The 14,413-nt window shown below is 63.7% G+C and carries 11 protein-coding genes; 10 read left to right on the forward strand and 1 reads right to left on the reverse strand.

Annotated features, from left to right (window positions below; genetic code table 11):
• Nucleotides 1-2: 2 nt before the first annotated feature.
• Entirely contained in the window at nt 3-632 is a 630-nt protein-coding gene (locus NTD80_RS23430; protein ID WP_201143893.1) for a LysE family translocator, read from the reverse strand.
• Between the two features lie 160 nt (nt 633-792).
• Here NTD80_RS23430 and NTD80_RS23435 point away from each other — a divergent pair, with 160 nt between their 5' ends.
• From NTD80_RS23435 to NTD80_RS23480, 10 genes are all read left to right on the forward strand, one after another.
• Complete coding sequence (locus tag NTD80_RS23435; RefSeq protein WP_106804607.1) at nt 793-1,308, forward strand: sigma-70 family RNA polymerase sigma factor; 516 nt, start codon at nt 793-795, stop codon at nt 1,306-1,308.
• Nucleotides 1,295-2,245, forward strand: coding sequence for a FecR domain-containing protein (locus tag NTD80_RS23440; RefSeq protein WP_262135175.1), 951 nt, complete (start codon nt 1,295-1,297; stop codon nt 2,243-2,245). The genes NTD80_RS23435 and NTD80_RS23440 overlap by 14 nt, the downstream gene beginning before the upstream one ends.
• Before the next feature lie 106 nt (nt 2,246-2,351).
• A complete protein-coding gene (locus NTD80_RS23445; RefSeq protein ID WP_262135176.1) occupies nt 2,352-4,838 on the forward strand; it encodes a TonB-dependent siderophore receptor in 2,487 nt (828 codons plus the stop codon).
• Between the two features lie 441 nt (nt 4,839-5,279).
• Complete coding sequence (locus tag NTD80_RS23450; RefSeq protein WP_262135177.1) at nt 5,280-6,719, forward strand: undecaprenyl-phosphate glucose phosphotransferase; 1,440 nt, start codon at nt 5,280-5,282, stop codon at nt 6,717-6,719.
• Nucleotides 6,719-8,179 carry a mannose-1-phosphate guanylyltransferase/mannose-6-phosphate isomerase gene (locus tag NTD80_RS23455; RefSeq protein ID WP_262135178.1) on the forward strand — a complete coding sequence of 487 codons (1,461 nt, stop codon included), beginning with the start codon at nt 6,719-6,721 and terminating at the stop codon, nt 8,177-8,179. The genes NTD80_RS23450 and NTD80_RS23455 overlap by 1 nt, the downstream gene beginning before the upstream one ends.
• Before the next feature lies 1 nt (nt 8,180).
• The gene (locus NTD80_RS23460; RefSeq protein ID WP_065907241.1) at nt 8,181-9,092 is read left to right on the forward strand and encodes a glycosyltransferase family 2 protein; all 912 of its coding nucleotides are present in this window, start codon (nt 8,181-8,183) and stop codon (nt 9,090-9,092) included.
• A gap of 5 nt (nt 9,093-9,097) precedes the next feature.
• Nucleotides 9,098-9,898 carry a polysaccharide biosynthesis/export family protein gene (locus NTD80_RS23465; RefSeq protein ID WP_410017430.1) on the forward strand — a complete coding sequence of 267 codons (801 nt, stop codon included), beginning with the start codon at nt 9,098-9,100 and terminating at the stop codon, nt 9,896-9,898.
• A 14-nt stretch (nt 9,899-9,912) separates the two neighbouring features.
• Nucleotides 9,913-11,904, forward strand: coding sequence for a GumC family protein (locus tag NTD80_RS23470; protein WP_262135179.1), 1,992 nt, complete (start codon nt 9,913-9,915; stop codon nt 11,902-11,904).
• The gene (locus NTD80_RS23475; protein WP_106804613.1) at nt 11,904-13,094 is read left to right on the forward strand and encodes a glycosyltransferase; all 1,191 of its coding nucleotides are present in this window, start codon (nt 11,904-11,906) and stop codon (nt 13,092-13,094) included. The genes NTD80_RS23470 and NTD80_RS23475 overlap by 1 nt, the downstream gene beginning before the upstream one ends.
• Nucleotides 13,084-14,412, forward strand: a complete 1,329-nt coding sequence (locus NTD80_RS23480) for a GH39 family glycosyl hydrolase (protein ID WP_106804614.1) — start codon at nt 13,084-13,086, stop codon at nt 14,410-14,412. Before NTD80_RS23475 ends, NTD80_RS23480 begins: the two co-directional genes overlap by 11 nt.
• Nucleotide 14,413 lies beyond the last annotated feature (1 nt).

Raw genomic sequence — 14,413 nt, forward strand, 5'->3', positions numbered from 1 at the left:
GCTCAGGCCGGACGAGACATCAGCGCCAGGCGCACGGCCAGCACGGTCAACACCGTCGCCAGGCCCCATTTCTGCAACGCCGCACCCGCTGAACGGCCGGCAAAAAACCGGCTGACTGCGCCGCCGAAAATCCCCAGCAACAGGTGAAACACCGCGGCGATCACCGTCAGTACGCCGCCCAGTACCAGCAGTTGTATCGCGATCGACCCCGTCTCAGGGCGCACGAATTGCGGCAGGAACACCACAAAGAACAGCAGCGCCTTGGGATTGAGCAGGCTGTTGAGCATGGCCTGCAAAAACACTCGGCCCAGCGGCACCCGCTCGACTTGAGCCTGCGCCCCACCCGGACGTTTCTGCAGCGTCTTGAACACCAGCCACAGCAGATAGATCACCCCGGCAAAGCGGATCAAGTCAAACGACGGCGGCCAACTCGCGACCACCGCAGTGACCCCCGAGGCGGTCAACCCGGTCAACAGCAGGTCTGCCACGCCAATGCCCAGCGCCGAGGCCATTCCCCCGCGCCAGCCATGGGTCACACCATGGGTGATCACAAACGCCATGTTCGGCCCCGGCGATAACAGCAACAGCAGCACAGCACCGGAAAACACCGCCAGGGTTGCAAGGTCGATCATGCTCGCGCCGTCCATGAGGAAAAGCCTGCAGATTAGTCGGCTCACCCCGGCCGAACAAAAAATTGTGCTGGATACATTGCGTGCCGGGAATTGCGAATGGCCACGACCACCGTCTAGAATGCGAAACATTATCAATTAAGACTGCTGCGCCAGGATGCCCATGTCGAGCGACCACCCACTGGACCATGCCGCCATCGGCCAGTTGTACCACGCCCATCATTCCTGGCTGCGTGGCTGGCTGAACCGCCGCACCGGTTGCCGTGAACATGCCGCGGACCTGGCGCAGGAAACCTTCGTGCGCTTGCTCAACGCGCGCAAGCAGCAGACCTTGCAACAGCCCCGCGCCTACCTGAGCAGCATCGCGCGCAGCCTGATGATCGACCAATACCGGCGCCGCGAATTGGAACGCGCCTACCTCGAAAGCCTCGCCCACTTCCCCGAGGTCGAGGTGCCGTCGGAAGAAACCCGGTGGCTGATCCTCGACAGCCTGGAACGCATCGACCGCCTGCTCGACCAGCTCAAGCCACGGGTGCGCGAAGCCTTCCTGCTGGCGCAACTGGATGGCCTGACCTGCGCGCAGATCGCCCTGCGCCTGGGCGTGTCCAAGGCTACCGTGGAGCGCGACCTGGCCAAGGCGCTGCACGCCTGTTATCGGTTGCGCTATGCCGAACTCTGACCCGCGCCTGGTGGACCAGGCCATTCAATGGATGATCAAGCTGCGTTTCAACGTGGCCGACGACGCCAGCACCGCCGCGTTCGATCGCTGGCTGCACACCAGCGCCGAGCACCAGCAGGTGTGGCAGCGGGTGGCGACCATGAACGATGATTTCAACCAGCTGCCGGCCCAGGTCGGCCGCCATGCCCTGCAAGGTGCGCGTCAACGCATCAGCCGCCGCGAAGGCTTGAAGCTGCTCGGGCTGGTGGCCGGCGCAGCGGGCTTGACCTGGCTCGGTCGCGACTACACACCGCTGCCCGGCTTGATGGCCGACTACCGCACCGCCACGGGTGAGCGGCGTTGGGTAGCGTTGGACGACGGCAGCAAGATCCAGCTCAACAGCGCCAGCGCCTTCGACGCCACGTTCAGTGCCGAGCGCCGCCTGGTGCACCTGCACCGGGGCGAAATGCTGGTGAACACGGGCGTCGACGACCGGCCACTGTGGGTACAGACCCGCGACGGTTACCTGCGTGCCCTCGCCAGCCGTTTCCTGGTGCGTGAAGAAGCCCAGGGCACGCTGCTCGCCGTCCAACAGGGCGCCGTGGCGTTATTTGCCAACAGCCGGGAGGCCAACGCGCGCCACGTGCTCAAGCCCGGCGAGCAGGTGCTGTTCGACCACACCGGCATTCATGCGCCCATCGCCAACGGCCTCGATCCCTGGGGTTGGAGTGACGGCGTGATCAGTGCCCACAATATGCGCCTGGACGACTTCCTCAGCGAGTTGAGCCGCTACCGCAATGGCCTGCTGCGTTGCAGTGAAGCGGTGGCCGGGTTGCGCGTATCGGGGACTTATCAGTTGAACGATACCGATCAGGTGCTGAGCCTGGTGGCGCAATCGCTGCCGGTCGACGTCACCTACCGCAGCCGCTATTGGGTGACCGTCAGCCCTCGCGTTTAACGCGTCGAAAAATAAATGAGGTGAATTCTCATTGCCGCTCGACCTGTAAGGAAAGGCCGATCAACAGGCCGGTTCTGTCCACTTCCTTCAGGAGCATCCCGCGGTCATGCAAGCGTTCCCCTCACAACGTTCTCCACTCAAGCGCGCGGTACAGGCCGCCTTGCTCGGTGCCTGCCTCAGTGGCGGCGCCGTGCCGCTGGCCGTGCTGGCCGACACCTTGGCGAGTGACACCCAGGCCCGCGACTGGAACATCGCCGCCGGCTCCCTGGCCAGTGCGCTGGACCAGTTCGCCCGCCAGGCCGGGATCAGCCTCTCGTACGACGCCACCAGCGTGGCCGGCAAGGCCAGCCCGGGCCTGAGTGGCCGCTTCGACCGCGAGCAAGCCCTCGGCCAGTTACTGCGCGGCCAGGGCCTGCAAGCCCAGCGCCAGGGCAGCAGCAACTGGCTGCTGTTGCCGCAAGTGGCCGACACCGGCGCACTCAACCTGGGCGCCACCACCGTTACCGGCGACCGACTGGGGGCAACCACCGATGGCACCGGGTCCTACACCACCGGCGCGGTCACCATCGGTAAAGGTCAACACAGCCTGCGCGAAATGCCGCAATCGGTGAGTGTGATGACCCGCCAATTGATGGATGACCAGAACCTCACCACCATCGACGACGTGATGGAGCGCACGCCCGGCATCACCTCCTACGAATCGCCCATGGGCGGCAAGTATTTCTATTCCCGTGGTTTCAAGATGCTCGGCCAGTACCAGTACGACGGCGTGCCGCTGGACATGGGCAAGGACTACGCACAGGCCGACAGTTTCAGCGCCAACATGGCGATCTATGACCGTGTGGAAGTGCTCAAGGGGGCCGCCGGCATGCTCAAGGGCGCCGGCACGGCCAGCGGCGCAGTGAACTTCGTGCGCAAGCGGCCACAGGCCAGCCCCACCACCAGCCTGTCGCTGTCCGCCGGCACCTGGGACAATTACCGCGCCGACGTCGACACCGGCGGCCCGCTGAATGACAGCGGCACGGTGCGCGGCCGTGCGGCGGTCAGCCAGCAGAATCGTGGCTCCTACATGGACATCGCCAAGCGCCAGGACCAGGCCTTCTACGGCGCCCTGGACATCGACCTCAGCGCCGACACCACCCTCGGCCTCGGCGCCAGTTATGAAGATGTCGATGCCACCCCGTGCTGGGGCGGCCTGCCGCGCTACGCCGATGGCAAAAGTGCCAAGCTCAGCCGCTCGACCTGCCTGGGCCAATCCTGGAACGACTGGCAGAGCCGGCGCGCCACGTACTTCGCCGACCTCACGCAGCAGCTCAACGACGACTGGAAACTCAAGGTCGCGGCCGTGCACAGCCGCAACCTGCAAGACATCAAGTACGCCGCCAGCGAAGGCACCATTGCCTACGACAACCCTGCTCCGACCGCCGTCTCCTACGCGGCGCTGATGGACTACGACCACAAGGACTTCGGCCTCGACGCCTACCTCGACGGCAAATTCGAAGCCTTCGGCCTGCAGCACGAACTGATCCTCGGCGCCAACGGCAGCCGTGGCACCCAGGACGACATCTACGCGATCCAGAACCTGCCCACGCGCCAGAGCATCTACCAACCCAACCATCACTTCCCGGAACCGGCCGATAACACCTTCTGGCCCAACATGTACCGTGGCAGCACCATCAAGGAGACCGCGACCCAGTACGGCACTTACGCGACCTTGCGCCTGCGCCTGGCCGAGCCCTTGATGTTCATCGTGGGCAGCCGCGTGAGCTGGTACGAAAACCGTCGCCAGTCCTACAGCCTTGGTTGGGGCGAATGGTCGCTGCAGGATGCTCGCACGAAGGAAACCGGCGAGGTCACACCGTTTGCAGCGCTGATCTATGACCTCAACGAGCACCTGTCGGTGTACGCCAGCTACGCGGATATCTTCCAGCCGCAAAGCGCCTACGCCACCGCCGACGGCGCCGCGCTCAAGCCGAAAATCGGCGACAACTATGAGCTGGGCATCAAGGGCGAATGGTTCGAGGGGCGCCTCAACAGCTCCCTGGCGCTGTTTCGCTCCATCGAGAAAAACGGCGCCGAAACCGACTACCTGAGTTTCTGCCCGACCTCCGCCGATGGCTATTGCTACACCGATACCGGCAAGGTCCGCGCCCAGGGCGTGGAGGCCGAAGTCAGCGGCGAACTGCTCGAGCGCCTGCAGGTGTCCGGCGGCTACACGTACACCCAGACCAAGACCCTGAAGAACATCGACAGCGCCGCAGAAGGCGGTGTTTCCAACAGCTACGTACCGCGCCACATGCTGCGGATGTGGGGCGACTACCAGCTCGACGGCGCGCTGTCGAAATGGAGCGTAGGCGCCGGGGTCAATGCCCAGAGCAGCAACTATCGCGTACAGACCATCAAGCTGGAACAGGCCGGCTATGCAACCTGGAGCGCGCGCCTGGCCTACCGTCTCGACGACACCTGGACCGTGGCGGTCAATGGCAACAATCTCTTCGACAAAACCTATTACAACACCGTCGGAACTGCATCATGGGGCAACTTCTATGGTGAACCGCGCAATTTCACCGTTAGTTTGAAAGGCAACTTCTAATCCCGCGAAACCCCCAGTGGCAGGGCACTTAGTGCGCCCTGCCACGCCCTCTTTGTCCCCCCTTCCTACTGCCGCTGGAAAAAGGTTTGTCCTTTAAACAGGAAAAATCTCACATTTGTTCCTACACTCAAAAACACACCCATTCACCGAGTGTTCGGACAAGGAATGTCAATAAAATGCCACCTAAAAGACTGATTAACCTGTCTAGCGCGCCACCTCCGCACCATCGTCAATTTGTTGACTAAGCACAAAAGGGAACACTCCTTTAGTCACTATCGCCGCAAAATCCCTTCAAATGGATAGCTTCACTGGCATGTGCATTTGGATTGGTAGTTGCGTATTACCCAGAGTAGCCGTAGTTCGAAGTGCCCTCTAACGCCATCGCGGCTTTATTGAAGCGACAACGAACAACAGCAACTGGAGTGCAATGAGGGATGTTTTATGCGAGAAAAGTCGTCCGTCGACAGCCTGTTTTTAACGCGCGCCGGTTTTGTTGAGTTCTTTGTCGTTTTCGTCAAATTGATCCATGGCCTCACGGCCATTCTGCCGCCGCTGGTCCTGGTGCTTTTCCTGGACCCGTTGGCCCCTGAGTTGCGCCCGCATTTCATCGGCCTGCTGGTATTTTTCGCAGTGCTGACCATCATTCTGTTCCAGGCCCTGGGCATCTATTCCGAGGAGCTGTTCAGCAACCGCCTGCGCCTCAAAGCCAAGATCAAGGCCTGGACCGCGGCGTTTTGCATTCTGCTGTTCATGTACCAGATCCTGCAGTTTTTCCCGCAGTTGACCCCGCGCAACCTGGCCGTGTGGTACGTCGCGAGCCTGGGCCTGCTGTGCCTCGAACGCCTGGTCATGCTGCGCCTGTACCGCCGGCTGATGAGCGCCGGCAAGTACCTGCAACGCACGGTGATCCTGGGCTTTACCGACACGGCCGTGCACGTTGCCGACCACCTGCAGCGCAACGGTGATATCCGTTCCGGCCTGATCGGTTTTATCGACGACCGCACCGAGCGGATCCCCAAGGAGCTGAGCAACCTGCCCTTGCTCGGCAACACTCGCGACCTGGAAAAACTGATCCGCGCCGAGCAGGTCAACCAGGTCATGATCTGCCTGCCGTGGGCCGCCGAGCAACGCATCCACGGGCTGGTCAACCGCCTGCGGCAGATGTCGGTGAACGTGATGCTGGTGCCCGACATGGCCGCCCTGCGCTACGGCCACAGCCGCATCACCGACGTGGGCGGGATCCTGATGTTCAACACCTCGCAATTGCCCTTGCGCGGCTGGTCGCCGGTGATCAAGCGCTGTGAGGATTTCCTCCTGGCGAGCCTGGCCCTGGTAGCGTTGTCACCGGTGATGCTGGCGACCGCGATTGCGATCAAACTCGACTCCAAGGGACCGGTGCTGTTTCGCCAGAACCGCTACGGCTATAACGACAACGAAATCCGCGTGTTCAAGTTCCGCTCGATGTTCACCGACCAGAGCGACTTCACTGCCGAGCGCCAGACCACCCGCCATGACCCGCGCATCACCCGCGTGGGTCGCATCATCCGCAAGACCAGCATCGACGAGTTGCCGCAGCTGTTCAACGTGCTGCTGGGCAACATGTCCATGGTCGGCCCGCGCCCGCACGCCACCGCCACCAAGGCCGCGGGCATTCCCTTCGAAGTGGCGGTGAGCGAGTACAGCTCGCGGCACCGGGTCAAGCCGGGCATCACCGGCTGGGCGCAAATCAATGGTTACCGGGGTGAGACCGACACCCTGTTCAAAATCCAGAAACGTGTCGAGTACGACCTGGAGTACATCTCCAAGTGGTCGGTGTGGTTTGACTTGTACATCGTCTTCATGACGGTCCCGGCCGTCCTTTCCACCAAGGAAGTCTATTGATGAATACCCTCAACGGATTAATTCCCTGCATCATTTCCGGTGGTTCGGGCACGCGGCTGTGGCCGGTGTCCCGGCAGAACATGCCCAAGCCGTTCATGCGCATGCGCGATGGCCAGAGCCTGCTGCAAAAGACCTTCCAGCGCGCCGCCAAGCTGCCCGGCGTGGAAAGCGTGTTGACGGTGACCAACCGCGACCTGCTGTTTCGCACCCTGGATGACTACCGCCTGGTCAACAAGGCGCACCTGCCGCTGGATTTGCTGCTGGAGCCGTTCGGCCGCAACACGGCCGCGGCGATTGCCGTGGCGGCGCTGCATGTGCAGGAGCATTTCGGCGGCGATGCGCAATTGCTGGTGATGCCTGCCGACCACTTGATCCTCAATGAAGTCGCGTTCGCCGCGGCGGTGACCCAGGCCCGCGACCTGGCCGAGGCCGGCTACCTGGTGACCTTCGGCATCCAGCCCGACCACCCGGAAACCGGCTTCGGCTATATCGAACAAGGTGAGCCGCTGAGCACCGGCAACCGGGTCAAGCGCTTCGTCGAGAAGCCCGACTTGGCCACCGCCCAGGCCTACCTCGACGGCGGCAAGCACCTGTGGAACGCCGGCATGTTCTGCTTCAAGGCCAGCACCCTGGTAGATGAACTGGCCACCCATGCCCCCGACGTGCTGGAGGCCGCGCGCGCCGCGCTGGAACACAGCCAGAGCCTGCAGAACAAAACCTCGCGCCAGCGTGAGCTGGACGCCGATGCGTTTGGCAGCGCGCCGGATATTTCCATCGACGTGGCCCTGATGGAAAAGTCCCAGCAGGTCGCCGTGGTGCCCTGCGATATCGGCTGGAGCGACATCGGTTCCTGGGAAGCGCTGCGCCAGCTCACGCCCAGCGATGCGCACGGCAACCAGGTCAACGGCGAAGCGATCCTGCATGACGTGCACAACTGCTACATCGACTCGCCCAAGCGCGTATTGGGCGCGGTGGGCGTGCGCGACCTGATCATCGTCGACACCCCGGATGCGCTGCTGATCGCCGACGCCAACCGCAGCCAGGACGTGCGCTACATCGTCGCCGAACTCAAGCGCCAGAATCACCCGGCGTACAGCCTGCACCGCACCGTCACGCGGCCGTGGGGCACCTACACCGTGCTCGAAGAAAGCAGCCGCTTCAAGATCAAGCGCATCGTGGTCAAGCCCCAGGCCTCGCTGTCATTGCAGATGCACCACCACCGCAGCGAACACTGGGTGGTGGTCAGCGGCGCGGCGCAGATCACCAACGGCGAGCGTGAATTCCTGATCAACGCCAACGAGTCCACGTACATCCCCGCCGGGCACAAACACCGGCTGACCAACCCCGGCATCATCGACCTGGTGATGATCGAGGTGCAGAGCGGCGAGTACCTGGGCGAAGACGACATCGTACGCTTCGACGACATCTACGGGCGCGCCCCTCTCGAGGCGAAGAAATGACATGCGCACTTCGCTGATCATCCCGACCCGAAACGCCTCCAGCCACCTGGCGCGCTTGCTGCCGGCGCTGAAGATGCAAACCCTGCAACCGGACGAGATGCTGGTAGTCGACAGCGCCTCCAGCGATGACACCGTGGCGCGTTTTCGCGAGTTCGGTGCGCGGGTGGAGGTGATCGACGCGCGTGATTTCAACCACGGCGGCACGCGCCGCTGGGCCAGCGAACAGGTGGGTGGCGACGCGCTGATCGTCATGACCCAGGACGCCATCCCCGCGACCCCGCAGACCTTCGCCAACCTGCTGGATGAATTGCAGCAGGACCCGCTCAACGGCGTGGCTTATGGTCGCCAGCTGCCGCACCCCGATGCCGGGGTGCTGGGCGCGCAGTCGCGGCACTTCAACTACCCGGAGCAGAGCCGCAGCAAAAGCCTGGCCGATGCGCCCGTGCTGGGGATCAAGACCTGCTTCAGCTCCGACTCGTTTTCCGTGTACCGGCGCAGCGTGCTGCAGGCAGTCGGTGGCTTTCCCGCCGACGTGATCGGCAGCGAAGACGCCTACGTTGCGGCGCGCATGCTGCTCGAAGGCTACAAGGTGCGCTACGCCGCCACGGCGCTGGTGCATCACTCCCACGATTACAAACTCATGGATGAGTTTCATCGCTACTTCGACATTGGCGTGTTCTACGGTCGCGAGCCGTGGATCAGACAGGCCTTTGGCGACGCCGGCGGTGAAGGCAAACGCTACGTGCTGGCCGAACTCGCGGCCTTGCGCAAAGCCGGTGCCTTGCACCGCGTACCCGAAGTGCTGGTGCGCAGCGCGTTCAAGTTGCTCGGCTACCGCCTGGGCCATCTTGAGCGCCGCCTGCCGCTGGCCCTCAAGCGGCGCATCAGCATGTTTCCCGGTTATTGGAGGTGAGCAGCATGACCCACAGGAAGTCCCGCTTGATCAAACCCGCCGTGCTCGCCTTGGCCATGCTGGCCCTGTCCGCCTGCAATACGCCGGCACGCATCGTCCCGCCCGACGACCAGACTGTCGAGGACGGCAAGCGCGCCCTCGACCAACTCGCCCAACTGCCGCCGGCGGTGGAACGCATCCGCATCGGCGACCAGTTGCGTATCGTCCGCGATGCCGGCGAGATGCCGACGCTGTCGGCGTTCAACGTCAGCACCATCTACGAGCTGACGCTGTACACGGTGCAGAACGACGGCAAGATCAACTACCCCTTCCTGGGGCCGATCCAGGTGGCGCATCGCACCCCCGCCGAGGTCGCCGCCGACCTGACCAAGAGCCTCGCCCCGGTGTACCGCGAGCCACGCGTGACGGTGAACATCAACCAGGCACCGGGCAACTCGGTGATTGTCGGTGGCGCGGTGAACAACCCGACAGCGGTCCAGATCGCCACGGCCAACACACTCGAGGAGGCAATCGTCGGCGCCGGCGGGGTCAACCCCTCGGGCAACGCGAGCATGGTCGCCTTGCTGCGTGAAGATGCCCAAGGCGCCTACCACGCCTACTTCCTGGACTTCAGCCAGTACCTCAAGACCGGCCCCAACGGACGCAAACAAGTGCCGCTGCAACGCGGTGACGTGGTGTTCGTGCCCAAATCCAACGTGGGCGAGCGCATCCAGGGCGTGGATACCTACCTGAACCAACTGATCCCGTTCACCAAATCCATTGGGGTTGGCTACAACTACACCAGAACCAGCGGCGGCAATAACTAAAGGAGCGACATCCCATGATCGAGATCCGTTCTTTTCGTGATCTTCTGCGCCTGTTTTTCATCTTCCGCCACGAGTTCAAGCTGGCGGCCATCGCGGCGCTGGTGATCATTCTGCTCGGCGCTTTCCTGCTGCCGGCCAAGTACGAGTCCACCGCACGCCTGCTGGTCAAACCGGGGCGTGATTCGACCCTGCCGATCGAGATCAGCAACCGCCAGGCGCTGGTGATGCCCAGCACCCAGCGCGACCCGATCGTCGACGAGGAGCGCCTGCTCACCGGGCGCCCGATCGTGCGTGCGGTGGCCGAGCACTATCTGGAAGTGATCAACAATGCGCCGCCGCCCCAAGGCTTTTTCAAAAGCGCCAAGCATTACCTCAAGGAAGGCGTGGGCGCAGTCTTCGATGGCCTGCGCGTGGTCCTGGAAACCCTCGGCGTGGTGGAAAAAACCACCCCGGTGGAACGCCTTGCCGCCGGCCTGGAAAAGAGCTTTGAGGTGAGCCACGCCGCCGGCTCCACGGTGATGGACATCAGCTTTACCTGGGGCGACCCGGAAATTGCCCAGGCGGTGGTCAAGGACTGGGTCGAGACCTACATCAACGAACGCACCCAGGCCCTGGGGCGCAAGAGCCTGTATGCCTTCTACGAAGGCCAGGTGAATACCAGCGCCACCGAGATCAAGAGCTACAAGGAGCAGATCCTCAAGCACCTGAACGAGATCGGCGCGGCGAGCATCACCGACCGCCTGGAAGACTTGTCCGAGCGCATCAACGTGCTGCGCGGCGAGACCTTCAATACCACCCGCCTGATCGCCTCGTCCGACAGCGCCATCGAGAGCACGCGCAACCAGCTCAAGGGGCAGCCCAAGGAAGTCACCACGGTGCGCCAGATCGCGCTGAACCCACAGCAGCAGGACTTGCGTCGCCTGCTCAACCAGAAGCTGCTGGAACGCGCCGACATGATGCGCACCTACACCGACAACGCGCCGCCGGTCAAAGCGCTGGACGCATCGATTCGCGCCATGCAGGCCCAGGTCGCCAACGAGAGCAACACCGTGCAGGCCTCGGAGAACCGTGCGCCGAACACCCTGGAAATCCACCTGCAGCGGGTGCTGCTGGATGAGTCGAGTAACAACCTGGCCCTGCGCACCCAACTGGTTCAACAGCAGAAGCAACTGGTGAATCTCGAAGACCAGCGCAAGCAGGCCCTGGAGATCGAACCGGAGCTGGCGCGCCTGTCCCGTGAGCTCAGCGCCACCGAGCGCAACTACGCGCTGTACGTGGACAACCTGGAAAAATCGCGCATCGACCGCGAGCTGGACAACAGCCAGATCAGCAACATCGCGGTGATCGAAGAAGCCACCCTGAACCCGGGTCGCATCTTCCCGAAAACCCTGTTGATGCTGGTGTTGGCGATTCCGTTTGCAATCGTCGTCGGCCTGCTGGTGATCTATCTCTGCTACCTGCTCGACCAGCGCATTCACGACGGTGGCCTGGTGGAACGCAAGTTCGGCTTGCCGCTGTGGACCACCCTGCCGGAGCTGGACACCACCACCGCGCAAAGCGCCAACGCCTTCAATGCAAGTATCTACCGGCTGTACAGCCTGTTGCAGCCCGACCGCATTGCCGAACGCGGCCTGACCCTGGGGCTGACGTCGGCGCGCCATGGCGAAGGCGTGACCTTTGTGGTGGAACAGCTGCGCCTGTTGTTGCGCGAGAACGGCATCAATGTCCGGGTCGGTGGGCTTGAAGCCGCCGCACCGGGCGAAGTGGTGCTGCTCGACGCCTCGGCCTTGCTCGACAACCGCGAAGCCTTTATCACCTTGCGCCGCGCCGACCTGATCGGCCTGGTGGTGGAAGCACGCAAAAGTACCGTGCCGGTGGTCGAGCATGCGCTGTCGATCCTCAATACCGCGTTTGGCAAGGTCGACGGCATCATCATCAACCGTCGCAAGTTCGAAGTGCCGAGCAAAGTGCTGCAGACCATCGCCAAGTACCGGGGAGCGTTCTGATGCGTATCGCCCTGCTTGCACCCTTGCCGCCGGAAAAAAACGGCATCGCCGACTACGCGAACCACTTTCGCACGGCGCTGGAGCAGCTCGGTGTGACGGTGCTGACGCCGTTGGCCGGGGTGGCGGGCACTTCCGAGGCGATCAAGCACGCGGTCGCGACGTTCAACTGGCAGACCGTGGACCTGGTCCACGCCGAGCTGGGCGGCGGGCGCCTGGGTGAGTTCCTGGCCCTGCGCGAGTTGCGCAAGGCCTACTCGCACCTGCCGCTGACCGCCACCGTGCACGACCCGGAGCGCATTGTGTGGCGCCGTGAACGCCTGCCGTTTCCGCTGAACCTGCTGGAGCGCTTGCCCAGCCCCTTGCCGCAGGCGGCCGTGGTACTGGCCGACCCATTGACCCTGCGTGAGGAACGCCAGGTCGCCAAGGGCCTGACCCGCCTGGTGACGCTGACTCGCCTGGGCGCCGATTGCCTGCGCCTGCGCATGCAACTGCCGCCCGGCAAGGTGGCCGTGATCAACCATGCCAACCTCGCCGTGCCACCGGCACCGCTGCCCGCGCTCGACACCCTGCGCCTGCTGTATTTCGGGTTCATCTACCGCGGCAAAGGCATCGAAGACCTGGTGCAGGCGCTGGCCGATGTCTTCGCACAGGCCCCTGAACTGCGCGGTCACGTGCGCCTGACGCTGGCCGGCGGCACGGCGGCGGAAATGGCCTTTGGCGCCGGCGGCAACTACCTGGAGCAACTCAACAGCCAGATCGCCGCACTCGGCCTGACCGACGCCATCGACTGGCGGCTGAACCTGCCGGCCGACGAGATTGCCCAGACCATCCAGGCCCATCATGTGATGGTGCTGCCCTACCGCGAATCGAAAAAACTCGGCCTGCTCGGGCGCCAGCGCGGCACCAGTGGCGCGCTGTCCTGGGCCGCCGCCTGTGGGCGCGGAGCAATCACCTCCGACGCACGCGCGTTTGCCGAGGAAGTTGCCAGTGGCAATGGCGCCATCTACCCCGAAGGCGATGTGGCGGCGCTGGCCGAACAATTGCTGCGCCTGGCGCGCACGCCGGCGCTGGCCAGGGACTGGGCCGAACGCGCTGGCGAGATCGGCCGTGAACGCCTGTGGCCGCTGACCGCGCAGAAGTTCACCGAAGTGTTTGCCGAGGCCATCGCAGGAGCCCGCCATGGCGCGTAGACAAACGTTCCTTGCCAGCCTTGCGGTGGTCGCCGTGCTGGGCCTGACCGCCGTTTTGTGGGGACGCCAGGCGGATGCCGAAAGCCATGTGCTCAAGGGCAACAAGACCGTGGTGTGGAAGGACTTTTTGGGCGTGAACGCACAGTTCCTCTGGTTCAGCCCCCAGCGTTACCAGATGCAGATCGACCGTCTCAAGGACCTGGGCCTGGAGTGGGTGCGCCTGGACCTGCATTGGGATCAGTTGGAGCCGGCGCAGAACCAGTATCAGGTGGCCACCCTCGATCAACTGGTCGGCAAGCTGCAAGACAATCAACTTAAGTCGGTGTTCTACCTGGTGGGTTCGGCGCCCTTCGCCACCACCGCGCCGGCGGGTGCGCCCTATCAGGACCAGTACCCGCCCAAAGACCCGAACGTGTTCGCCAACCGTATGGCGCTGCTGGCCCAGCGTTACCCCAGCGTCAACGCCTGGCAGGTGTGGAACGAACCAAACCTGCTGGGCTTCTGGCGCCCGGTGGCAGACCCGGCCGGCTACGCCACGCTGCTCACTGCCAGCGCCGCCGCACTGCGCGCGGTCGCCCCGAACACCCCGGTGGTGGCTGCCGGCATGGCGTTCTTCAGCGAAATGCCCAACGGCCAGACCATGTTCGACGCCCTTGCCGCGCTGGGCGTGGCCAGCCTGAACACCGTCGTGTCCTATCACCCCTACACCCAATTGCCCGAAGGCAACGATCCGGCCAACCTCGACTTTATCGCCAAGACCACCCAGCTCAACCAGGCACTGCGCAACGGCGGCGTGCAAACCTTGTGGAGCACCGAGTGGGGCTGGTCCACCTACCCCGGCCCCAAGGACGCCCAGGACATCATCACCCAGCAGGGCCAGGCCGATTACGTGGTGCGGCGCCTGGCGCTGATGAGCGCGCTGGATTACGACCGCATCTTCCTGTTCACCTTGAGCGACCTCGACCAGCGCGCCAGCGTGCGCGACCAGTTCTACGGGCTGCTGGACATCGACGCCAACCCCAAGCCGGTCTACACCGCGCTGAAGTATTTCCTCGACGTCAGCGGGCCGTCGCTCACCCCGGGTGACCCGCCGGTCGCCGACGCCTTGCCCGACGGCCTGTTCAGCATTGGCTGGACGCGTGCCGATGGGCGCAAGGTGTGGTTCTTCTGGTCGGCCGAAGGCGGTAACGCGCACTTGCCCAACCTGGCCAGCGCCACCCTGTACGACCCGTTGCGCGGTACGCAAACCCCGGTAAGCGGCACCAACGGCCTGACCGTACCCGTCAAGCCGAACCTGCAAATCCTGTTATGGGACTGAG

Source organism: Pseudomonas sp. 13B_2.1_Bac1 (genome assembly GCF_025466155.1).
In the GTDB taxonomy this organism is placed as follows: domain Bacteria; phylum Pseudomonadota; class Gammaproteobacteria; order Pseudomonadales; family Pseudomonadaceae; genus Aquipseudomonas; species Aquipseudomonas aylmerensis.